This is a genomic window from Nitrospira sp., assembly GCA_016715825.1.
In the GTDB taxonomy this organism is placed as follows: domain Bacteria; phylum Nitrospirota; class Nitrospiria; order Nitrospirales; family Nitrospiraceae; genus Nitrospira_D.
In genome coordinates, this window is sequence record JADJXO010000003.1 from 409082 (window position 1) to 431753 (window position 22672).

The following is a 22672-nucleotide window of genomic DNA, read 5'->3' on the forward strand; positions in this document are numbered from 1 at the left end:
TGACGGCAGCGGGGAAGTGAAACGGCCGGATCCAAACGGCACGATGATTCCCCAGGTATCTCAGTCAAGCGGCTCTATACCCCGTGGCACTTTTTATACTTCTTTCCAGATCCACAGGGGCAGGGATCGTTGCGGCCGACCTTGTTCTCAGTCCGTTGAGCTGGAGCAGGGGCCGCGATCGGTTCCTCGCCTCGATTCAAGGTCATTCGCGGTTGCGGACGTGACGGGATCGATTGGGGCGGATGACCCGGCTGCTCCCCTTCCTGCCGGACGGCCTGCACATGGAAGAGGCGATCGAGCGTGTCGGATTTGATCCGTTCCATCATACCGGAGAAGAGGTCGAAGCCTTCCCGCTTGTATTCAATCAGCGGGTCTTTCTGACCGTACCCGCGAAGGCCGATCCCGTCTCGCAGGTGATCCATCCCCAGCAGGTGATCTTTCCAATGGTGGTCGATCACCTGGAGCATGAATGTCTTCTCGAGAAAACGCATTAATTCTGGTCCCAGTTCTTGCTCTTTCTTGGTATAGCCTTCCCGAGCCTGGGTCCGGAGATCTTCCAACAAGGCATCCCGCCCGACATCCCGCAGCGCATCACCACCGTCGTCCTTCCCCTGTGTGATATCCAAACCAAACTGACTCTGCATGACTTCGGTCAGCCCTTTGACGTCCCACTCTTCGGGATACTGATCGGGAGGACAATACACATGCAGGGTCGACTCCACCGAGCTGTCGATCATGTCATGCAAGTCGTTGGTGAGGTTGTCGCCGTTCAGCACGGCCCTCCGGTGCCGATAGATCACCTCACGTTGCTTATTCATGACATCGTCGTATTCAAGCAACTGTTTGCGGATTTCAAAATTGTGGGCTTCTACCTTCTTTTGCGCGTTCGCGATCGCGCGAGTGACCATGCCGTGTTCGATGGGCACGCCTTCTTCCATTCCGAGCTTGAGCATCAACTGGGACACTCGCTCCGAAGCAAAGATCCGCATCAGATCGTCTTCAAGCGAGAGATAAAACCTCGACGTACCGGGGTCGCCTTGGCGGCCGGCTCGTCCCCTGAGCTGGTTGTCGATCCGGCGACTCTCGTGCCGCTCTGTCCCCAAAATGTGAAGGCCTCCGGCCGTGAGAACCTCCTGCTTGTTCTTCTCGCAATCCGACCGGATTTCCTCGAAGATCTCGAGCTTCCGGCTCTCCGGGATGCTCTCGTCGCGATAGAGCACCTGCTTGTACATGAATTCTGGATTGCCGCCCAGCAAGATGTCGGTGCCGCGTCCGGCCATATTGGTGGCGATCGTGACCGAACCTTTCCGTCCGGCCTGTGCCACGATTTCTGCTTCACGCTCGTGCTGTTTCGCATTCAGGACGTTGTGTTTGACGCCGTTCCTGTTCAACAGGCCGGCCAGTTTTTCTGATTTTTCAATCGAAATAGTGCCCACGAGCACCGGTTGCCCGCGCTCATGGCACTCTTTGATCTCCTCAACGATCGCTAAAAATTTCTCTTTCTCGGTGCGGTACACCACATCGGCATAATCCTGCCGGATCATCTGACGATTGGTCGGCACGACGTTGACATCGAGATTGTAGATCTTGGCGAACTCCGCGGCTTCCGTGTCCGCGGTGCCGGTCATGCCGCTGAGTTTGTTGTACATGCGAAAGTAATTCTGAAAGGTGACGGATGCCAGCGTTTGGTTCTCGTTGGCGATCTTGACCCCTTCTTTGGCTTCGACGGCTTGATGCAACCCGTCGCTCCAGCGGCGACCCGGCATCAGACGTCCGGTAAACTCATCGACGATGATAACCTCGCCGTCTTTCACCACATAGTCCACATCGCGCTTATAGAGGGTATAGGCCTGTAGCGCCTTCACTACATGATGGACCATGTCCATGTGGGCCGGGTCGTACAGGTTGTCGACACCGAGCAATTGTTCGACCCGCGCGTTGCCGTCCTCGGTCAGCGAGGCGGTCTTGGTCTTCTCTTCGATCGTATAGTCTTCCGGCTTAAGCTGAGGAATGATCGCATTGATTCGATAGTAAAGGTCGGTCGTTTGATCGGTCGGGCCTGAGATGATCAGCGGTGTCCGGGCTTCATCGATCAAAATACTGTCGACCTCGTCCACGATCGCGAAGTTCAACTCGCGCTGGACACATTGACTCAGATCCGTGACGACCAAGTTGTCGCGGAGATAATCGAACCCGTACTCGTTGTTCGTGCCGTACGTAATGTCGGCGCGATAGGCCTCAGGTCTGGTGCAGGGGCGCAGGTGTTGCAGCCGTTTATCCGAGGCCTCGTAGGTCGGGTCGTAGATGAAGGACGCGTCGTGTTGAATGACCCCTGTGGACAGACCAAGGGCATGGTAGAGCTGTGCCATCCATTGGGCGTCTCGTTTGGCAAGGTAATCGTTGACGGTGACGAGATGGGCACCCTTGCCTTCCAAGGCGTTCAGATACACGGGCAGGGTGGCCACCAAGGTTTTGCCTTCCCCGGTCTTCATCTCAGCGATCCGGCCTCGGTGAAGGATCATGCCGCCGATCAACTGCACGTCGAAATGCCGCATGTTGAGTATGCGGCGCGACATTTCCCGACAGACGGCAAAGGCTTCGGGCAAGATATCGTCCAACGTCTGACCGGCCTCGAGTCGCTTCTTAAAGTCTTGCGTTTTATCGGCGAGGGCTTCGTCGGAGAGGGGTGTAAGGCTCGCTTCTAGCCCATTGATCTGGTCCACGATAGGACGTAGGGCTTTGATTTCTCGATCGTTTTTGCTGCCGAATATCAAATTGAGTACTTGTGTAACCATAGAGTTAAGATGAATAAGATAAAAATGAGAATAGTCGTTGTGAATGAACGTCGATGTCTCGTTAAGCTTGGGAGTATACAGCATCCACTCCATGAATCCTATCTCGATCCTGAAGGAGCATGACGACGACTTGACAAGCGGCGCCATTGTCGCCTACCATTCGGCCCTACTTGTAGCATCTGTTGCATCCGTGGGGCTTTGTTGCAATGGATCACGTTCGGATGCCGTCGTCTTGGTCACGGTGCTTGGTATCTGAAAATGAAAAGCATACCCCGTAAACTTCTCACGATCTCTCTCGTAATTTGTCTTGTACTTGTCGGCGGGTTGGCCCAGGTCCAAGCAGCGGAGCACGCGAGCCACCACGCAGAGCACCAGGCGGCCACGCATGGAACACTGCTTTGTTCATGGATGTGTGCAGCCGGTACGGTCCTCGATACCGAAGTAGTGTTGATTCAGGCCGAACGTCGCCCCGTCGCCCTCCTACCGGTCCTTCATGCGAAGGAATCAGGTTTTGAACAATCCCACGTTTCTTCCAGTCGCGCTCCTCCGCACGTCTGCTCCTAATTGGTTGCCCTGCAAATCAGTAAGCTAGGCGACCCTCCGTTATGACCAAACTCCGTTGCAGCGTAGCAACAGAATCCTGGTCAAGATGTTTCTGGATGAATCCATGCATTGATCAGAGTGGAGGACCATCAATTATGAAGCAAATCAACCATAAACTTCTTCCGAGCGTACTGCTGCTGAGTGCCATGGTTCTCATCAGTACTGGCGGGGTATGGGCAATGGGCTCGCGGGTTCCGGCAGTGGGGACCGCCGCGGAGGATTTTCAGCTCACGGATCTGGCGGGTCAACAACAGAGTCTGAGCCAGTATCGAGGCAAGGTCGTACTGGTCAACTTCTGGGCCACCTGGTGCAAGCCCTGCACGACAGAAATGCCGGCTATGCAGGCCATGTACGACAAGCTGCAGGACAAGGGATTTGTAGTATTGGCCGTCAATGAATTAGAAGACGAGGCGAAAGTCCGCGAACATATCCAGCAGCATGGCCACACGTTCCCGGTGCTCTTGGACCGTGATAACAAAGTGGCGAATCAGTTCGGAGTCTTTGGTTTACCGGTCAGCGTGTTTATCGATGAAAAAGGTGTCGTTCGTGAATACATCAAAGGCGGGCTCCTGACCGAGCAGGTGATCCTCGATACCGTCGCACGTATCCAAAAGCCAGAGCCAATCAAAGCGGCGTCGACTCAATAGAAGAGCGTTTGTTGGGGCAAAGAGAAGTGAAACGATCCGCATCCATCTGGGCCTTGTTGCTCTGCCTTGTACTGGTAAACGGGGCGATGGTCGCCCCAAGCGTCAGTCATGCCGAACACCATGCTGACCATCAGGCTGGAACTCATTCAACCGGCCTCTGCGCATGGTTGTGTGCAGGTGGTGTTGGGATTGAATCGTCGGTTGTGTATTTTACGGCGCACCTGCATCTTTTGGAATCTCTCGATAGTTCTCCCTTGGAAACACCCTTCAGTGTGCTCTCGCTTCCCTATTTCTTCCGCGGGCCTCCCAGCGTTCTAGCCTAGCGCCGACTGTCGGCGCGTCATTTTAACAATCGTGTCTCGCGATGGGGTTCGCGCTGTGGATCCTGTCGTGTCACTCAACAGAAAGAGTGTGGGTTATGCTGCGTACGATCTGGTCTTCTGTTCTCACCGTCGCTGGTGTCGTCGGAATGGTGTGCTTGACCCTCAGCCCAGCTCCGGTCGATGCCTCTTGCGGCTCGGTCAGTTGCTTTGTCGTAATCGGGTCTCAGCAACAAGTGCCGATGAAGGGGCTGCTGACCATTAATGCTATCTACAACTTCACACCGATGGAGGCGCCGCCAGGTGAGGGCGGACGCATCCCATTCGCCAGTCAGGGTGACAGAACCCTCACGTTGGCGAACCTGGATGTGAACCGCATCGAGACCACGACACGCACGGCCACACTCGACCTCAACTACGGTCTGACCGAACGACTCGGTATCCAAGTGGCAATCCCATACAAGCACGTTGAGTCGGATGCGCAGATCGGTGGTCTCACCCCGGTGCCGTACAGCGAGAGGGGACTTGGCGATATTCGGGCCACACTGAAGTACAACGTGTTGCCCACTCTGCGGAGCATGGTGGTACTTGGCGTGGGGATCGATTTCCCCACAGGGAGCTATGGACGGTTTGCGCAAGGCGCTACCTTGGCAGAATCGACGCTGCAGATCGGCCGAGGCAACTTCGGTATCGTCCCGATGATTTATCAGACGTATGAACTGATTCCCCATCGGGTGAACCAGTTTGCGTCGGTGAGTTATCGGCACACGTTTAAGAACAGCGATGGTTATCAGTTCGGTGATGAAGTGAGTGGGGCATTGGGGCTTAATGTGATCCCGCTTGAACGGACCCCATGGTTGGTGTTGACGCAACAGTTCAATTTTCGATGGATGCAGAACGACGCCATGGATGCATCACTGTTTCAATTCAACCCCGGAGGAGCGCCGATTCTGCTCGATCCGACTGTTAAGTTCCGGGCCATACCGACAACCGGCTCGACCTATGTCGCCTATTCACCGGGCATCATGGTGAATGTATTCAATTTCGCCTCAGCCTATTTTATCGCGCAAATCCCGATCCATCGAGACTTTAACGGCAACCTGGAGCAACAGATCAGCTACATTTTTGGCGTGACGAAGTCGTTCCAACTATTTGGTGGGTCTTCGTAGAACAGGACCAGAACAGCGGTATTGATTCAGCCATGATGAGGAAGATGCGACAACAGGTTTCTCAGGCTCTGACCGGCTGCTGCGCTGTGCTGTGGCTGACAGGATTCTTGTCGGTCGGGCAAGGGAATCTGGCGGCACAGTGGGTGGCACCGCACTGTCCGAACGGGCAGGCACAACATGGTCAGCAGAGCCACAATCATTGTACATGGCATTGTGCCGGGCTCGACATCCAGGGTGGTGGAGGGCGTGGAGAAAGTACTACGGACGTTCAGATAGACCTGGTCTGGAGTCTCGGCGCCATCTCCGTGCAGGACGCTGTTGTGAATGGCCAATTTCTCCCACGTGGCCCGCCGCAAGTTCTGTTTCAGATCGCATGAAACGTATCGGGCTGGGAGCCGGCTGCGCTCCCTTCAGAGAAACGTTAAGACGACGATTACAAACGAGGAAGGAACGACCCATGGAAACGATGAAGAGACGAATGTATGCGTCATATGTCACAACAAGCGCGTTAGGGCTTGCGCTGATTAGCCTTGCAGCTTGTAGCTCAGGAGATGACACCACTGCGACGCCGGCACCTAGCGCCAGCGCCGGACTCACGAACCCGTTGGTGTTCATCAACAATACGGGTGACAAAACTCTGGAGACGATCAAGCACGACGGCGACACGAACAATCAATCGATCGGAAAGCTCGGCGGCAATAACGAATTTCAAGGTTCGGCCCTCGGCGACATGACGTCCTCGGCAGGCGATTGGGTCTTCGTGAATCTCACCGCCGCCAAAGGGGTGGGCATCATCGATCCGCTCAGTGGCGCGAAACCAATCTTTGAGACCATCATCCCCACAGGGGAGCGGCCAGTGCACATCTATCGTGACGCTGTCGATGGGGAGGTGATTTGGTCGATGAATGACGGCAATGCTACCACGGGGATTGACGGCGAAAATTGCGCGGCGCAATCAGAAGGGTCGATCTCGATTTTGCACAATTCACATCTGGGCGCAGGCGGAGAAGTTCCGGAGTTGAAAAAGACACTCTGCTTCGGGCTAGGCCATAAAGTCACGGCATTTGCTAGGCCGACGGCGACCGACGCATCAATTCTCAAGCGCACGTTTATTACGAGCGCCAAGAGTGGCGAGATGACGGTGATCGACAATAACTCCCTCTCCGGAACGTATCTGACTATCATCAATAAGATCGATCTCTGTGACGGCAACAAGGAAGCTTCCTGCGACAGCGATGTCGCTACCCCGAACGCGTCTTCTCCGCACGGCATTGCCTGGTCTATCGCGACAGGAAAAGTGTACAGCCGTCAGGAAGGGTATGAGAACGTCGTCGAGGTCGATCCGAATACCATGCAAATCGTTCGCAAGGTGGATATTGCCCCCTTCTCGTCCTCAGGGATCAGTCCGGACGGCAAGTTCCTGTTCCTGCGCGCCACCGATAAGGCGACGGATCCTGATCATGTCCTGGGGAAGTTGGGTGTGATCGATTTGACGGCAAACCCACTGGCCGTTACGACGTTTCCAGATCTCCAGGATCTTGCGCCAGGCTCGTTCAAGTTCAGCCCGGATGGCACCAAGTTGTATCTGACACAGTCGAATGACAACACGGGTTTGACGGCCGCCCAACAGGCTAATCTCAAGCGGGATAAACTTGTGGTTCTTGATACGGCGGCTTTGCCGGCTGCGCCCACTGTGACGGCAGAGATCGGGCTCTTGGCTTCTCCGGCAGGCCACAATCTTGATTTGCACGTGCATGACGGCAACCTAAAGCACCTTTGGGTCACGAACAGGGACGACAACTCCGTCTCGGTGATCAACGCCGCGAGCAATCAGCTGGTACAGCGGGTGGCGGTCGGCAGTGCACCGAATGGGCTCCTGGTGTATGAGAGCAGCGCCTTGGCGGGCCACCACAATTAAGTAGCGGCGGTGACGACACCAGAATGACCGGCGGCCTCTCAGGGTAGCCAAAACACCTGAGCCGCCGGGCAATCCTTGGTGTGTGGTGATTGAGATGGAGGTAGAGACATGTCTGAGCAGGCTGCCTCCTGCTCGGACCAGCGCGGGGCAGAGGATCCTTCCCTTGACCTCTGCCCCGCATTTTTTCTAATGTCAGTGAGGCAAATATCAAGGCTTGCTGTTCAGTACGAAAGTGTTGCGAAGAGAATGACATCGAACGATCACAGCCGGTTGTTCTTGCCTGCCTGGGGTATTTCACTGATTCTGCATGGAGCGGTTGTCGGCTTGGCGCTCCTTTTTGTCGCGCAGATCAAACCGGTTCCTCAAGGCGAAACGTTCCAATGGGATGTGGCGTTGGTGGATGGGGCAAGGCCAGATTCTCTATCCGAGCAGGCCCAATCGGCCGTTGAGTCTTCAGTACCGCCTGCCAAACAACGCCCTCCATCACGGACGAAGCCGGTACAGGAGCTTGCCCAGCCGGTCATGCCCACGGAACAGACGGTCGAACCTCCATATCCGGGGGGTCAACAAGTGTATCCGATTGAACGGACGGTGGAGGTTCCTCAGTTCCACGACGAGCCGCTCGAACAGGTTGCTGAGTCAGCAGCCGAATCAACGGTGGAGCCCCATGAGGGTGAGCCTGTTCCGGATTCGCCCACCCCTGAGTCGATCGAATCGCAACCTATAGAACAGGAGTCGGTTGCGGTCGCATCGGCTCCGGATGTTGCTGTATTCCAAGAGGCTCCTGATCCGGCTGAGACGCATACCAGTCATATGGATGCCGCTTCGGTGAGCGTGCCGGAATCACAGGCCTCCGGTCTGGAGATGAAAGCGGACAACCGCTGGCTGGCTGAAACACTCTGGCGGCGAGTGGCGGAGCTCAAGCGCTATCCGAGCACGTCGCGGATGAACGGAGAAGAAGGGAAGGTCATCTTGAAGGCTGTGATCCGATCTGATGGACGGCTCGCGACCGTGACTGTCCAGAAGAGTTCTGGCTTCAGTGCGCTTGATGAAGCGGCGATGGAAGCGGTCAGACTCGCCTGTCCGCTTCATATGAAGTACACCATGGGCAAGCCACAAATCGTCGTGAGTTTGCCGATCGTGTATCGCCTCGCCAATTGATACGTCTGTGAAAGTAGAATGGCCTAGAACGTCGGGCCTGTGCACACATCATTCAATGCGAGATGGGTCACTCGGAGGTCGGTGATTAGAACCATATTCGATGGCTGTGACTGGAGAGGAACAGATCTCGTTGGCCGGCGCGATTGAAAAACCAATGCTTCGAGTCGGAGAGGCGGCGGAATTGCTCTCTGTCAGCCGGTGGACGATTTATCGGTGGGTGGAAGATGGACGGCTGCGCGGAACAAAGCTTGGTAAAGGAAGCTTGCGGATCTTTCGCGAGTCCGTGGCCTGCTTGATCAAGCGGAATGAGACTGCGATCGCGGGCGCGTCGCCGGTGACCGCTGATCATGCACCATCAAGGGCGGACTGACCAACGCTTTCTGTTGCAACTTGAGCAGGCATGGGTGGACGGGTCATGCAGGGTGGTGTATATGAAAGACGTGAGAACAATTAACACCACCGCACATCGTTTTGATCATCTGATCGGCCACGTTGCATGCGTGACCATCCTGACGTACCTCGGATTAGTTCTGCTGGCCACTGGCTGTGCGGCGATGTCCGTTGAGCCGACGGGGGCTCATCACCATTCCCAGGAAGCAAGCCATTCCTCCCTCTGCGCCTGGTCCTGCCAGATGATCTCGCAGAGCGGCCCGGCGGCATCGGTGCCGATGGCTGTTGTCAGTTTCGTTTCGGCCCCGGCGATGCTCCCTCACGCTCACCCCCAGCTACACACTTCGGTTGCTCCACGTTCCTCTCGTGCTCCCCCAAGTCTGTCACTCGGATAATTCAGCCGGACTCGTTTCCTGTGGCAGGTGCTATCGTCGCGAATGTGGCTCATCTGTCGCCTCTCTAGAAACGTGTCCCTCTTGAGTCATCCTGATTCTTTGAGTCGTAACCGGAAGCAATCAGAAACTTCCCGAGAGCGGTTGCCCATCCCTCTCGGACTGATCAGGGCGGGGCGTTTCGCTGCCCATCGGCGGCCCCGCTCTGGTTACTTTGGTAGGGCAGGTGGTGGCGGGTGATCATGAGTCATCGAGGTTTAGGCGAGCATCGTTGCACTATCACTGTCCGGCCGAGTTGCCCCCTCGATCGGACGATCCGGGGCGCAGGTCACCCCTCCGTCGACCTCCGCCCCGGTCCTTTACGGGTGGATGTAGCAGACGCATGAGAAACGGGTCTGGCAGTTGCGCACTCTTCTCCCAGACCTGCCTGGGGAATCGGTGGTGCCTCCCTCCGATTCCCTGGCCCTTCGGGGTTCAGGACGCGGTGAGTCGTTCTGAAGCGAAGAAACTGTCTCCCGGTACGTTCCAATATCAACGCGCTTCTTAGTGGAGTAGGAAGTATGGTGTATAGTGATCGATCGAGTGGGAACGTACCTAACCTATACTGAGGAGGAGTTATGAGCCGGATCAAAGTTACCATGGCTGTTGTTGCGGTATGTGGAATGCTTGGAGGAGGAATCACCCAGTCCGCATTGGCCGGAGGGGACGGACACGTCAAGGAGGTTATCAAGCACGCGAAAGAAGGAATTGCGCACGAGAAGGAAGCGATCAAGCACCTGGAGGAAGCTATCCAGGGAAGCGACAATGCTCACGCCAAAGAAGCGCTTGAGCATGCGAAGGAATCGATGAAGCATGCAGAGGAAGCCCTGGCACATGCCGAAGAGGCTCAGCATCCGGCCAAGCACAAGTAAACGATCGAGCCGGATCGCTGCCTCACAGCAGTAGGGTCCCGAGCATCGTCGCAGGCCGAAACCGCATGAATAGCGTATTTCATGAAGCGTCGTTTGTGAAGAGTCCGGATCTGAAGACGAGATACGCTTCACGTTTCACGGAAATCTCGGCGTAGCGACCTGCCTGGGTGCGGATACGCATAGGCAGATGGGTGCGGGAGAAACGTTCATGTAGATACATGACCCGATACGAACATCGCCGTGTTTTGTCCGAGTAGGCGCCCCTCCCGCTCGGATGCTAGCGCGGGACGAAGGGTGCTGCCTCCTCCTTCGTCCCGCACTATATTCTGTGCGGAGGAACACATGGGGGGAAGCTGGTACGCTGAAGTGATGAATCCACGATTTCATGAGATGTCACATGTGTAGCATGCGTAGGCATCTGTAGGTAGACAGCACATCCGCATTGGTGTACAAGCTCATTCAATATACGTAGGGCCAGATGGGGTACGACACTAGGGTGAGATAGAGGGCCAATAAAGTGAAGCGCTTCGGTCGGATATTCAAGCACCGTTCCATCGCTGTCTGTGCAGTCGCGATTTATGCGGTGCTGGTTGTGCTGAGTGCCGGCTGCACATTGGCCCATGCCGAGAAAATTCAAGCGCATCATCACCACAGTGAAGAGAAGTCGTCTCCTCAAAGCGTATTTTGTTCCTGGGTCTGTCAAGCAACGTCTGATCTCGTCACGGTAGCGCAGCCGCCTGTCGCGGTTGCCTGGATCGTAGTCGAACCGCAAGTCCTAGCTCCCGCTTCATATTGCCTGGCATCTGCCTCTCCAGTACTTCAACCCCGTGCCCCTCCGAGCCGCGGGTTTCTCCTGCACGGATAAGAATCAGCACGGCACGGTCTCTCGTTTTGGGAATGCTACCTCTGCTGAGTCTTATTCCGGCTTCATCCTAACCGTAACACATAGGAAATTGGTCTGAGTCAAGCAGCCGTTGGCTCGGACGAGGGGAGAGGGTGCTTCTTCCTCGGCCTTCTCCCCACTATCAGAAGCGACGACGCGTACAACGAGGGTGATCGGCCTTTTCTCGAACACCGTGTAGAAACGGCCCGTACAGAATATGGAGGAATTGATTATGGATGCGATCGGAACTTTGCAGCAGAAGAAACTGCTTCGTGTCGACGAAGCAGCACAGATTCTCAATGTCAGTCGGTGGACGGTGTATCGCTGGGTGGAAGCCGGGCGCCTTGGTGGTACTCGACTGGGCGTGGGGAGCTTGAGAATCTTCAGCGAGACGGTGGCGGCCCTTATCGATCTCCACTGCGTGGGGGTGACTCCGGCAACGCCCGTTGACCATTCGGCCACCCAGATCTCGCCCAAACAGAGAGGGCTCAAGCATCGCTATGTGAGTGATGACCGGGGTCGTCGGGATAGGCATCCCGTCGCCGTCTAGATGAACGCGCAACGGCTCTTGTCCAAAACGTGGGGCTACGGGTGTCTGGTCCTGCTGAGCCTATGGAGCAACCCCTCTTCAGTGGAAGCATCCTGTGGTTCGGTGAGTTGTTTCGTGGTGATCGGTTCGCAGCAGGCCGTCTCACCGGCCGGTGTGCTGACGGTGAACCTCAGTTTCGCCCACACACCAAACGAGATTCCTCCCGGAGGCGCGAACACCATTCCGTTCGCCAACCAGCAGACCAAGCAATTGATCCTGGCGAATAGCCAGGTCAATCAACTCAGCACGCTCGTTCAAACAGGGGTGTTGGATCTCAACTATGGACTGACGGAACGGATCGGCCTACAAGTGCAGGTACCCTACCGCATCGTCGACGCGATCGGACAGATCGGATCCGGTGCCGTCTCCAATACGTTTGACCGTGGATTCGGAGATATCCTTGGGAAGGTGAAGTATAACCTGTTACCCAGCCTGCGCAGCATGGTGGTCTTGGAAATGGGGGTCTGGTTTCCCGTCGGCGACTACGGCTACGAACCTATCGGTGGGCAGCTCGCCGAATCGACACTCCAAGTCGGACGAGGGACCTTCGGGGTTCAACCGGGCTTCTATCAAACCTACGAGCTGATTCCGCATCGATTGAATCAATTTCTATCCGGGAACATTCGATACACGTTCCGAAACTCGGATGGGTATCGGTTTGGTGAAGAGTTTTCCGTGAATGCAGGGCTCAATCTCGTGACGTTCCCCTGGTTGACGCTCACCAACCAAATCAATTTTCGTTACAAGGGAAGAGACAACATCGAGGCAGCATTACTCGAGTTTCGACCTGCTCCATTGAACCGGGCCGTCTTGCTCGATGCAAACATTATCGGCCGATCCGTGCCGACTACCGACCATACCTATGTCGCATTTTCCACCGGGGCGGTGGTCAATGTCTTCGACTTTGCCCAGGTCTATTTCATCGCCCAGGTGCCGATCTATCGAGACTTCAATGGGAATCTGCAGCAAGAGGTCAGCTTTGTGGGGGGCGTCACGAAATACTTCACCACGCCGACCCTGTTTAAGCAGTGAGTCGAACGAGTGAAGACCTAAAGTTGTTAGGAGCTTGGCATCATGGCACAGACGACGCAGATCACCAGATGGCGTGATAGGCTCGGGTGGTGGGGGAGGTACGCGATACTTCCGGCCCTTCTCTTGTTCGGTGCGTGTAGCGGTGGTGAAGACGGCGATCCACCGCCGAACACGCCCCTCTCGATCCCGATGGCACTGGTCGTCAATCAGGGCGAGACGACCATGACGACGCTTCGGCTGGACGGACAGTCTCCTCCTGTCATCAATACCTTGCCCCTCGGCCCGCCACAGGCGGATGCCATCGGCGGTGTCGCGTTCTCACTCGGCGAATGGATCTTTGTCACCAATACGGCGACCAACCAAGTCGCTACCATCGATCCGATCGGGGGGCTGACACCGATTCTCGAAGGTTTCCTGACTGAAAATCCATTGGATCCCAGAGTCAAAATCGGGCAGAGGCCAACACGCATTTACAGGGATCCGGTCGATAAGGAAGTACTGTGGACGATGAACGACGGAGATCCGGCCACCGGTCTTGATACGGTCGCTAACTGTTCTCAGGGAGGTTCCGTCTCCGTCCTTCATAATTCGCATCTCGGCGTGGGTGGGGAAAAACCCCGCGTGACATCGATCGTGTGTCTGTCAGGAAAGGGCGCGCACTTCATCGCGTTCTCTCGGCCGCCGGTCACGGCGCAGGAACTTGCGTTTGTCTCCAGCCAAACGACAGGGCTGATCAGTATCCTGCTTCCCGTGGCAACGGCAGGAGGAGATGTCGCGTGGAGTGAGTTTTTTCAGAAGATCGACCTGTGCGACAGCGCCAAGGAGGCGTCATTGGGACAACCAGCCTGTGACGGCAGCGTGACGACGGCGAATCGTTCACTGCCCGCCGGGATGTTTTGGTCCAAGGCCACGGGGAAGATCTATAGTTACCTCGCGGGGTACCGCTCGGTGGTGGAGATTGATCCGACATCCTTCACCATTATCAGGCGCATCGATGTGCCGCAATTCCAGCAAGTGGCGCTCACACCGGACGACCGATTTCTCTTCTTGGTCGGCGAGGACAGCACCTCGGATCCGGCTAAAGTGAGCGGGCGAATTGGTTTCGTCGATCTGACTCAACCGACGCTCACGCTTGTGGGCCCTCACGCCTTAGACCATGTTCGGCCTGCTCAGTTCCGCTTCACCGCTGATGGTAAACGACTCTACATGACCCAGACGAATGCCACGATAGGACTCACACCGCAGCAATCCGGTGTGATGGTGAGGGACGAGCTGCTCGTTTTCGATGCGACGACGTGGCCGACGTCGTTTCCGCTGCTCACCACGGTCGATCTGCCCTCCGTCGGCCCGCTTGGAGTCCACGCCCTTGATCTGTGGGTGACCGGCCCCAAGGGGGCGGGATCGGCCAAGGGCATTGTGGTGACGAATGCCCCGCACACCGGCAATGGATCAGTCTCTCTCATCGACGCCGCGAACCATACGATCACGGCGACGATTCCGGTCGGAAGAAGCCCCAAACAGGTCACGGTCTACTATGTGGGACTTGCCGCAAACGACAATCAGGCGACACCGACCCAATGACCGCCTGTGAGATCGACGCAGCAGTGACGCGTCTCTTTCCGGACTTTAAACCACCAGGTGAGGGCCATGGCATGCTAAGACAATCGCGGGTTGCTTATAATCGGACGTGCCTCACGCTTCTTGCGGCACTACTGCTTGCGTGCCTCTCCCCATCGACTCCGGTTGTCGCCGGTACGATGGATCGTTGGCAGGCGTTGACGGACGAAGGAGTCGTGGCTCGTGAGCAGGCCAAGTACCAGGAAGCAGAACACCTATTCCTACTGGCGAATCAGCAGGCTCAAGGCTTTGGTCTTCTCGACGTGCGTCGTGCAACCTCACTGAACAATTTAGGGTTGGTATTTCATGATCAAGGGAAACATGAGGTCGCGAAGTCCTACTATGAGCGGGCGCTGGTCCTCTGGGAGCAGGCGCTCGGTCCAGCCCATGAACATGCGGCGGTTGCACTGCATAATCTAGCCGAAATTTATTTGGAGCAAGGTGAGTTTGGCCAGGCAGAGACCCATTATCTTCGCTCGTTGACGATCGGAGAACGAGTGTTAGGTCCCGGCCATCCAAAGTTGGCCGTAGGATACAATGGGTTAGGAATGCTCTATCGAAAGCAGGGACGTCAGGTTCAAGCAGAAGCGAGCTTTCACTTGGCACTGGGCATGCTGGAGAAATCGGATGGCACCGAATCCGTGGAAGAGGCCACGATCGTGAACAATCTGGCGTCGCTCTACAAGGAGAAAGAGTTGTATGCATTTGCCGAGCCGCTGTACCAGCGAGCCCTCAATCTTCGTCGGGCATTCTTGGGCGAGTGTCATCCTAGCGTCGCCATGAGTCTGAATAACTTAGCGAATCTGTACCATGCTCAAGGACTATCCGAACTTGCGGATCAACGCTATCGTGAGGCGGTCGCCGTTCTTGAGGCGGTGCCGGACTCACCAGAGAGGCTGATGGGGAGTATCCTTGGAAATTGGGCCTTGCTTGCGCATGAGCGTGGTCTCTATATCGAAGCCAAGTTTCGGTACGAACGCGCACTGGTCATTCAGCATCAGACATTGGGAGGTCATCATCCGATGGTCGAGGTCTTGCGTGATCGTTATGCCGGTCTACTTCGGGAACTCGCGAGTGAGTACAGGCGGGGTTCATTACCACGAGGGCCTCAGCCATCCGCACCCCAAGGGTCAAATGGAGTTGCTCAAGCGGTGGACGTCGGAAATCTCGAGTGAAAAGAGAGCTGACATGACGAGATTGAGAACAGTATGGGTAGAATCAATCCGCGCAACCCGTCTGCGTGCCTACGCCCTAGGCGTCACGGCCTGGTTGTTGATCGGAGGATGCGGCGGAGTGTTTACGGGAATCCCTGAACTGGATACACCCGATGGACGAGTGTTCGCGCAACGCTGCAGCGCTTGCCACGGGAAGCCGTTCGGAAGCCATGGAGTGACCCACGGAGTTCCTGATCCCCGGTTCAGAACCCTGGCGGAGTGGCAGGATCTTCTGCCGAGAATGGAACAGTTGATGCGCGAAAAGGGGCTCCCCTCCCTGACTGAATCCGAACGTGCGGCGATCATCCGCTATGCGAGCCGGCATGCAAAATCATAGGGAATTGCGTTATTGTTGAATGTTGGGACATCCCATAGCTGCTCCGTTGTTTGGCCAAGGGCCACAGTGAGATGAGGAACACCAGGATCTTCTGGTGTTCTTAGTGTGAAGGGAGGGTGGTGCTCTGCTCAGCTCGTCGCAGCAGGGTAATCAATTGATTCTGTCGATCACGCGCAAGGTCAAGGGCTCGCATCAACCGTGCGCCAGGGGCGCTCAATCGCCGATCAGCAGGGGACACCAGTGCAGGAACTGATAAGGAGACGGGCGGACGTTCCTTCATCGGGTTGTACAGAGGATCGCCGAAGAGCACCATGCGCCAGCTCACATAGCGACTGGTCAAGTAATAGACTTCGACGAGAGAGTATTTTCCCGTCAGCAGCAGAGTCGTAAAACGAGCCGGCTCAGGGAACGCATCCAGATAGGGTTCGCCCACAGAGCCAAGTGTCGCCGTAATCCCTCGTTCCAAGGCATTTTTACACCAACCACGCTCAGTGGGATCATGCACACTCACGGCCTCGGCTGAGGCCATGTGATAGCCGATGGCGCCGGGGTTGAATGAAAAGACGTCGTCGTACGCCCGCAGCTTGTACCACCCGATATAGAGCGCAACGCCGGGGATGGTGGTCATGGTCGGTTGCGCATCATCCAGGACCACGCGGTAGGAGGAGTGCTCGTTCATCAGCGTCGCAGCCTCCCGCAAGCTGCGATCGTAGAGGCCGTAGGCATCGGTCGTACCTTTGGGCTGGAGCCCGCGCGCATCGAAGTAGACGGTACCGTCCAATCCCATGCGTTCGGCTTGCAGCGCCTTGTCGACAAGGCCTTTCGCCGATTCGGCGGTCGGGGCATCCAGCCGGCTGACCATGAGGACAGGCAGTTCATCCTGGTTCACCGCTGCGTCTTGAAAGAGCGGATTGTCCCAGCGCCAGGCCACAGAGTAGAGATCTCGATCCCACCAGAGCAGGCTCAGCTCGCTGTCCACACTGGCATCGGCATAGGTATAGGTGAGGAGATCGACTTCCGCGCTTGCCAGTTCAAGCACTCCTCGCATACCGAACAGCCGTTCGGCCCAGCGGTAGATCAAGGACCGCTCAGAGGAGATTGGTCGACGAGCAAGCCCGGCCCACAAAGAGCTCGATCGTTCGAGTAATCCGCGCCAGGCCGCCGCCTGAGGCGTATCCGGAGCGGCAGGTGGCTGTTCCGATCCTCCGTGCTTCTGAAGCAAGATGCCCCATCCGCCGTATTGTTGGGTAAGACGGAGTAATTCCTGTGACGATCGCTCGGACTCCGATTCCTGCGCTTGCCGGATTTGCGCAAGCGCACCCCGCCAGGTGCGATCGACCCGTGACAACAGAGCCGCCGTCCTGGCTGTTTCGAGGAGATCCTGTGCTGGGAACAGCGTGGTATCCGGTTGGTTGAGAGACGCAGGCGCCAGCCTGCCGAACTCAGCGTTCAACTGTTCCAATTGCGCCCGGCTCTTTTTCACCACATTCTGCGCGTCCGTGAGCACCCGGCGCTCTTCAGCTGACAGTTGAGGAGCCTCCACACGCAGCGGCACGCCGTACGTGGTCACGATGACGCGGATGGATGAAGACAACGCCCGGTCTTCCAGTATCCGCCGCGCAGGAGTCACGATGAGATCTTGGTACTCCCGGCGAGTGAGTTTGTCGCGATGTGGAAGGTCGAGCCGAATGACATGCGTGGCAGGTACCCCACGCCGTGCGGCGTAATGCGCGGCGACCTCCAGACTTTCCGGGCTCTTGGCATTAGCCAGAATCACCACATGGTGTGACTGTAATTCAGCTTGCGCAAACGAGGCATGACTGATCGGCGCCATGAAGCAAGCAAGAATGAGGACGAGACGTGTGCAGGTCATTGGTTGCTGACACACTCTACCGCATGTTCGATCAAGAACAAAAGAATGGCGAGTGGAAGTGGGGAGCGCGCAGCGCTCGTCTCGATCAGGAGGCGTATGACGACTAAGAGGCCATGGCCCTTCGCCGGTACATGAAGCCGATCAATCCCGTGACGCCGCTGCCGAAGAGCCATGCGGCCGCGGGGAGTGGTACAGCAGTGATCGGTCCAAGGCTGGTGAGGCGAAAACCAAGGCTGCTGCCTCCCACGAGCGGATTGTAAAAGCTGCTGTAGGTGGGGCGGAGCGTCTCCTCTCCGAGCCAAAGTGACCCTCCGCGCATCACACGATTCGAACCCGTGGACTCATCGATCCACTCCATCACATTGCCGCCCTGATCAAACGTGCCGTAGGGGCTCGCACTTCCGGGACCGGCGCTTCCGACCGAGGTCACATGGCCGAGATTGACGGTGCCGTCCCAATTTGCGCCGAAGTTGTAATTGGCGACGTTCTCGCCGGGGTTGGCGATATCTCCGGATGGAGTAGCGGTGGCGATGGTCGGCACGGCATCGCTGCTGGTCGGATAGAGATAGTAGTTGGCGGTCGCACCATCATTCTTGTGAAATGCCGCCTTATACCATTCGTCGTGGCTGGGAAGCGCGACCCAGTTCATCCCATCGTGCTGATCCGGTCCATGCACACCCTGACTCACGAGGGTATTCGTGTCGGCGAAGGTGTAGAAGCCGCTCTCTGTATCGCCCGTCATGACCCAATTGGCATATCGCGCCGCGTCGTAGAAACTCACATAGTTGACCGGTTTATCGCCATAGTTGGGTTTGGGGTTGTACATGGTGCCCGGCGATGCAGCTGGATCGAAATTGATGCCTCCCTTCACCACGGCAAAACCGGTGGCATTCGTCATGTCGGGATTGTAGAGATCGTGAGGATTCACACCATTGGGATCGACCGCGTTCAGGAAGGCGGCATAGCGTGAGTTTGTGACTTCGGTTGACGTGATGTAATACGGATACGCAACGGCCCCGCGGCCGGTCAGAGGATCGGCGCCGTTGCCTACATTACCGACGGGAACCGTAGGCAGGTTGACGTATGACGCATCGACCGATGTCCCCTGGGAGAGAGCAGCGGCGGACAGCAACACGATCAAGAATCGACGGAACTGTACCATGAGTTATGCCCTCCAAAGCCCTTGTCGGCGGGCCACACCGGCCAGCCCGATCAGCCCGCTGCCGAACAGCCAGGCAGCCGCCGGTACCGGGACGGGTGAAGCAAAGGCAAAGGTTCCCACCGTTTGGCCCAGATCGCTTGGGGCAAAGAACGCGGAGGTGACCTCAGGACTCCATTTCAGATTGCCCGAGAGGGCAAGGGAGAAGGGGTCGCTGCTTGCCGTCACGTCGGTCAGCTCGAAGACGGGAATCGGGAATCCATAGTTATTCAACAAGTGCCAACCTGAACCGTCCGCTGTGTTGCCGACCCGTGTCGCATCAAACTTCAGCGCAAAATCACCGGTGACGAAAATGCCAGGGAAGTTACCAAGAAACCGCATCACGCCGCCCAGTCCGATCTGGCCGCTGGCTGTGCCGGTCACATCGCTCGGATCGTAGGTGAAATTCGTGGCTTGAATGGCACGGCCTGCCGGATTGACGACGGACGAACCGGTCACGCCGTAGATGAGACCCGTCGCGGGGATCTCGCCGGTTCCGGGAACGAGGTCCGCAACCCCGGCCGTATTGATCTGAGTGGCAGTCAGTGAGCCAGAAGCAGGTGCATTCCAAAACTCTTCCAGGTAGAGCGTCGGCGGTGTGCCGGAAGGATTGAGGACCATTTGAGCCAAGGCATCACGATCGAGATTCATCGTGAACGCGCCGCCGGTCACGGATGCCGCGGGCGAGACGGTAGGTGAAAGCAAGAGTACGGACAAAAATATGATCGATGCGCGAATGGAAGATTTCATCGTTGGTGCTCCTTTTCATCTGATCATGGATGACATTCGTACGTATGTTTGTTCTTCAGACCGACTCATTGAATTCGGCGACCGGCTATTTACAACCATCCTGTCATGGCTCCAAAAATTTCTTCTGCGGTGCGCCGCCGAAGCGGCCGACCGCGGGAATTTCCATCAGCTGCTCGCCAGGCATGATCGCGCGCGGCAACCCAGGTCCGTTCGGAATGAACAGTTGTGGGTGATCGAACGGAGCCTGCTGAAAGCGCACCCGTTCGTCGGTCAGCGACAGGAGAAAGGCCAACATCGCCGCTTTTTCTTCCGGCGTGAATCCTATAATGGACATCAGCTCGATCTGGGTGCCGTCAAGCGTCACCATCCCTTCATGGGCATCGCCGGCTCGATCGTAGAAATCGATGACGGCAGGCAGGTCCACCTGGCCACCGTTGTGAAAATAGGGCGCCGTCAGCTCGACATTCCTGAGGCCGGGCACCTTAAACGCCCCATCGACGACGATTGGTTCCGGCGGCGGTGGGGTGAGTCGCTTGACGGTGGAGAGCCAATTCCCGAGATCATCCTTCGCGCCCAGACTGAGATCTTGGAGCGTCTCCAACACGCCGATGTTGTTGAAGCCTCGGTCCATCGCTTGGCCGTCACGGATGCGGGTTGGGCTGGCCCGGACCTGGCGAACCGAGGCGCCCGTCAGTTCGGCGCCCTCGTGGCAGGTGATGCACTGTCCCCGAGTCTGGCTCCGGAAGAGGTCCACGCCCAGGATGGCCTGCGCACTGATGGCGTTCGGATTCCCATCCATGAACTGGTCGTAGGGCGAATGATCGGCGACGAGTGTGGCTTCGTACAACTGAATGGCCAGGCCGAAGAAGAGCGCGAAGTTGTATTGCATCAGGGAATACTCGTTCGCCGTGAGCACCCCTGTAGGCGGATCGATCACGGTGGGTGTCCCGTCGGTTCCCACCCGAATCAGTTTGGATGAGTCCCACCACTGACGGTGAAATGCAGCCTGAATCAGTTCTGGATACCCGCTCACACTCAAGCCTTTCTGGGGCCACCGGCTCAAGGAACCGAGTACGCTGTCCTCCGGATGCACAAGCTGGAGTCCCAGAGGACGTAGGTTGGAGGCCGGCCGGCCGGGAATCTGGTAGCGGACGAATTTCTTGCCGATGTCGCGCATGGTGCGGCCCCTGGCGGACATTTCATCTCCGCTCACCGGTGGGACGACCGCTTGCGACGCCAGGCTGGAGTCTTCCAACCGTACTTGAACGGCAACCGGACTGGTGGGACTGTCCGCGCGGAAGATACGGGCGTTCGGATCTCGATCTCCCATTTCATTCACCCCGTTGAACACATTGTCGGCGCGGCCATCCCAGAATTGGCGGTGATTAAATACGGCGTTAACAACGGTCGGCGTATTGCGCGGTTCCACACGGCGGATATTCGTCGACTCGATTCGAAATCCGTCGGGGTCTGGTTCCTGGCGTACACGATCAGCCGGGCCGTTCCCGACTCCGAGGAAGACAGAGTTGCGGACACCTTGCGAGGACAAGACATCATTGCTCAACGGGAAGAACGGAAAATCGGATCCGGTCACTTGCCCCACCGGGCTGAGATTTCTGTGGAAAGTCGTATCTGGATTGGGTGCGCCGGTCGCGGTGATGCGCTTCAAGCCTGGTGAGAGCTGATTCTTTGATCGTGTGTCGGCCATTCCTGAACTGAAATGACAACTGGCGCAGGCGGTGACGCCGTCACTGCCGACCTGCATCTCCCAGAACAAGGCCTTGCCCAGGCGGATGGCGGCTTGGCGATCGCTGACAAAGTCGGGAAGGTTGGTCGGCTCCGGCACCGCCACGGTTTTGAGAGAAGGTGGCCGTGGAGGATCGGCCGGACTGTTGACCTGAGAGAGTGATTCTGTCGCGACGGTGACGCCGAGCCCGATGACGGCAACGGCGAGAACATGAGCAATACTGGTGCGCATAACAACTCCTTCCGATGTTCAGGGAGGGACCGGCTCCCGGATCGGCCGGGCCGTGAGCGCGTGCGTCCCGTTGAGCAACAGCTACTGCCTATGGGCGATAGCGTTCCGCTTCCGCATTCTGCCCCTTGCCAGCGATCCCAGACCGAGAAGGCCGCTTCCAAACAGCCAGGCGGCGGCGGGGAGAGGAACAGGTGAAGCGGTCACGTCGACCGTATATTTCCCTGGCGTGCCGGAAAATCCGGTAAAGTTTCCTCCCACAAACAGGGTATAGGTTCCTGCAGGAAGGTTGGTGAAGGACTGAACGGCGCTGCCTCCCGGCGTGGCAGAGGACGCACTGTCTAGAAACCCGAGGCCACTTGTTCCGAGTGGGTTATCCGCATTATTCTGGTACGCCAGGAGGCGGTCCGAGGTACTGCCCACATCCCATCCCTGGAACAACGAAAAGCCCGGTTTCAAAGTAGAGCCAAGACCGACATCCGCCGCCACGGTGATGCTCAGGTTGGATTGACCATCGAGATGAATCAGCCCGAAATCGGACCCATGCCCCTGTCCCTGCGTGCCCGTGAAGCCCGGGTCGTTGTCATTCCACGCGCGAGGTCCGACGGCCAAGGCGAAGGTTGGATCTGCTCCCTTGCCGCGGGCGTCGGTAGACGACACCGTTTCAGCGCCGCCGACTCCGACGTTCGCGTACCACATCGCGTTCAGCGAACCGGTGTAGGTCGGTGCAGTGCCGCCGGCCCAATCAGTGGGAAATCCTCCGTCCGCGCCGGCGGTCCCAGTGCTATCCCAACCGGTGAGGTTGTAGACCACGCTGGCGTGTGCCGTAGACCCACTGACCACCCAGAGGGCGGCAAGGGCTATGACTGTTGATCTGATCACGGTGTGCCTATTCATG

General features: G+C 57.2%; 18 protein-coding genes and 1 pseudogene. 13 read left to right on the top strand and 6 right to left on the bottom strand.

The genetic code is table 11. The features are described 5' to 3' along the window. Window positions 1-74 precede the first annotated feature (74 nt). The gene (gene secA / locus IPM58_11665; protein ID MBK9307716.1) at window positions 75-2795 is read right to left on the bottom strand and encodes a preprotein translocase subunit SecA; all 2721 of its coding nucleotides are present in this window, start codon (window positions 2793-2795) and stop codon (window positions 75-77) included. Window positions 2796-3493: 698 nt separating this feature from the next. On the opposite strand from secA, the gene IPM58_11670 reads away from it, so the two are divergent. The 13 genes from IPM58_11670 to IPM58_11730 all read left to right on the top strand — a co-directional run bounded on the left by IPM58_11670 (window position 3494) and on the right by IPM58_11730 (window position 15978). Next, window positions 3494-4045 carry a TlpA family protein disulfide reductase gene (locus tag IPM58_11670; protein MBK9307717.1) on the top strand — a complete coding sequence of 184 codons (552 nt, stop codon included), beginning with the start codon at window positions 3494-3496 and terminating at the stop codon, window positions 4043-4045. 26 nt (window positions 4046-4071) lie between these two features. After that, a complete protein-coding gene (locus IPM58_11675; protein MBK9307718.1) occupies window positions 4072-4368 on the top strand; it encodes a hypothetical protein in 297 nt (98 codons plus the stop codon). A gap of 95 nt (window positions 4369-4463) precedes the next feature. Continuing rightward, window positions 4464-5534: a transporter gene (locus IPM58_11680; protein ID MBK9307719.1), complete on the top strand. Its 1071-nt coding sequence runs from the start codon at window positions 4464-4466 to the stop codon at window positions 5532-5534. 44 nt (window positions 5535-5578) lie between these two features. Further along, a complete protein-coding gene (locus tag IPM58_11685; protein ID MBK9307720.1) occupies window positions 5579-5911 on the top strand; it encodes a hypothetical protein in 333 nt (110 codons plus the stop codon). 80 nt (window positions 5912-5991) lie between these two features. Beyond that, window positions 5992-7452 carry a hypothetical protein gene (locus IPM58_11690; GenBank protein ID MBK9307721.1) on the top strand — a complete coding sequence of 487 codons (1461 nt, stop codon included), beginning with the start codon at window positions 5992-5994 and terminating at the stop codon, window positions 7450-7452. Window positions 7453-7698: 246 nt separating this feature from the next. Beyond that, window positions 7699-8613, top strand: coding sequence for an energy transducer TonB (locus IPM58_11695; GenBank protein ID MBK9307722.1), 915 nt, complete (start codon window positions 7699-7701; stop codon window positions 8611-8613). 142 nt (window positions 8614-8755) lie between these two features. Further along, a complete protein-coding gene (locus tag IPM58_11700) occupies window positions 8756-8983 on the top strand; it encodes a helix-turn-helix domain-containing protein (GenBank protein ID MBK9307723.1) in 228 nt (75 codons plus the stop codon). Between the two features lie 1029 nt (window positions 8984-10012). Then, complete coding sequence (locus tag IPM58_11705) at window positions 10013-10306, top strand: hypothetical protein (protein ID MBK9307724.1); 294 nt, start codon at window positions 10013-10015, stop codon at window positions 10304-10306. Window positions 10307-11421: 1115 nt separating this feature from the next. After that, window positions 11422-11739, top strand: coding sequence for a helix-turn-helix domain-containing protein (locus IPM58_11710; GenBank protein ID MBK9307725.1), 318 nt, complete (start codon window positions 11422-11424; stop codon window positions 11737-11739). Window positions 11740-11853: 114 nt separating this feature from the next. Then, the gene (locus IPM58_11715) at window positions 11854-12810 is read left to right on the top strand and encodes a hypothetical protein (GenBank protein MBK9307726.1); all 957 of its coding nucleotides are present in this window, start codon (window positions 11854-11856) and stop codon (window positions 12808-12810) included. A 42-nt stretch (window positions 12811-12852) separates the two neighbouring features. Further along, window positions 12853-14391 (top strand): hypothetical protein, encoded by a 1539-nt coding sequence (locus IPM58_11720; GenBank protein MBK9307727.1) that lies wholly within the window; start codon window positions 12853-12855, stop codon window positions 14389-14391. Continuing rightward, window positions 14388-15602 (top strand): tetratricopeptide repeat protein, encoded by a 1215-nt coding sequence (locus tag IPM58_11725; protein ID MBK9307728.1) that lies wholly within the window; start codon window positions 14388-14390, stop codon window positions 15600-15602. Before IPM58_11720 ends, IPM58_11725 begins: the two co-directional genes overlap by 4 nt. Window positions 15603-15615: 13 nt before the next feature. Further along, complete coding sequence (locus IPM58_11730) at window positions 15616-15978, top strand: hypothetical protein (GenBank protein ID MBK9307729.1); 363 nt, start codon at window positions 15616-15618, stop codon at window positions 15976-15978. A gap of 100 nt (window positions 15979-16078) precedes the next feature. Here the strand turns inward: IPM58_11730 and IPM58_11735 are convergent, their stop codons facing one another. The 5 genes and pseudogenes from IPM58_11735 to IPM58_11755 form a co-directional block, all read right to left on the bottom strand. Next, the gene (locus tag IPM58_11735; GenBank protein ID MBK9307730.1) at window positions 16079-17851 is read right to left on the bottom strand and encodes a TIGR03790 family protein; all 1773 of its coding nucleotides are present in this window, start codon (window positions 17849-17851) and stop codon (window positions 16079-16081) included. Between the two features lie 103 nt (window positions 17852-17954). Beyond that, the gene (locus tag IPM58_11740) at window positions 17955-19013 is read right to left on the bottom strand and encodes an SUMF1/EgtB/PvdO family nonheme iron enzyme (GenBank protein MBK9307731.1); all 1059 of its coding nucleotides are present in this window, start codon (window positions 19011-19013) and stop codon (window positions 17955-17957) included. Window positions 19014-19016: 3 nt separating this feature from the next. Then, window positions 19017-19112, bottom strand: a pseudogene (locus IPM58_11745) (VPLPA-CTERM sorting domain-containing protein). Window positions 19113-19902: 790 nt separating this feature from the next. Then, the gene (locus IPM58_11750) at window positions 19903-21777 is read right to left on the bottom strand and encodes a cytochrome C peroxidase (protein ID MBK9307732.1); all 1875 of its coding nucleotides are present in this window, start codon (window positions 21775-21777) and stop codon (window positions 19903-19905) included. 81 nt (window positions 21778-21858) lie between these two features. Beyond that, window positions 21859-22671: a hypothetical protein gene (locus IPM58_11755; GenBank protein MBK9307733.1), complete on the bottom strand. Its 813-nt coding sequence runs from the start codon at window positions 22669-22671 to the stop codon at window positions 21859-21861. Window position 22672: the final 1 nt, after the last annotated feature.

Excerpts from the sequence above, each read along its gene's own strand:
- IPM58_11735 (MBK9307730.1), bottom strand. The coding sequence starts at position 17,851 with ATGACCTGCACACGTCTCGTCCTCATTCTTGCTTGCTTCATGGCGCCG.
- IPM58_11730 (MBK9307729.1), top strand. The coding sequence starts at position 15,616 with ATGACGAGATTGAGAACAGTATGGGTAGAATCAATCCGCGCAACCCGT.
- IPM58_11685 (MBK9307720.1), top strand. The coding sequence starts at position 5,579 with ATGCGACAACAGGTTTCTCAGGCTCTGACCGGCTGCTGCGCTGTGCTG.
- IPM58_11690 (MBK9307721.1), top strand. The coding sequence starts at position 5,992 with ATGGAAACGATGAAGAGACGAATGTATGCGTCATATGTCACAACAAGC.
- IPM58_11705 (MBK9307724.1), top strand. The coding sequence starts at position 10,013 with ATGAGCCGGATCAAAGTTACCATGGCTGTTGTTGCGGTATGTGGAATG.
- secA (MBK9307716.1), bottom strand. The coding sequence starts at position 2,795 with ATGGTTACACAAGTACTCAATTTGATATTCGGCAGCAAAAACGATCGA.
- IPM58_11670 (MBK9307717.1), top strand. The coding sequence starts at position 3,494 with ATGAAGCAAATCAACCATAAACTTCTTCCGAGCGTACTGCTGCTGAGT.
- IPM58_11725 (MBK9307728.1), top strand. The coding sequence starts at position 14,388 with ATGACCGCCTGTGAGATCGACGCAGCAGTGACGCGTCTCTTTCCGGAC.
- IPM58_11720 (MBK9307727.1), top strand. The coding sequence starts at position 12,853 with ATGGCACAGACGACGCAGATCACCAGATGGCGTGATAGGCTCGGGTGG.
- IPM58_11695 (MBK9307722.1), top strand. The coding sequence starts at position 7,699 with ATGACATCGAACGATCACAGCCGGTTGTTCTTGCCTGCCTGGGGTATT.
- IPM58_11750 (MBK9307732.1), bottom strand. The coding sequence starts at position 21,777 with ATGCGCACCAGTATTGCTCATGTTCTCGCCGTTGCCGTCATCGGGCTC.
- IPM58_11710 (MBK9307725.1), top strand. The coding sequence starts at position 11,422 with ATGGATGCGATCGGAACTTTGCAGCAGAAGAAACTGCTTCGTGTCGAC.
- IPM58_11680 (MBK9307719.1), top strand. The coding sequence starts at position 4,464 with ATGCTGCGTACGATCTGGTCTTCTGTTCTCACCGTCGCTGGTGTCGTC.
- IPM58_11740 (MBK9307731.1), bottom strand. The coding sequence starts at position 19,013 with ATGGTACAGTTCCGTCGATTCTTGATCGTGTTGCTGTCCGCCGCTGCT.
- IPM58_11755 (MBK9307733.1), bottom strand. The coding sequence starts at position 22,671 with ATGAATAGGCACACCGTGATCAGATCAACAGTCATAGCCCTTGCCGCC.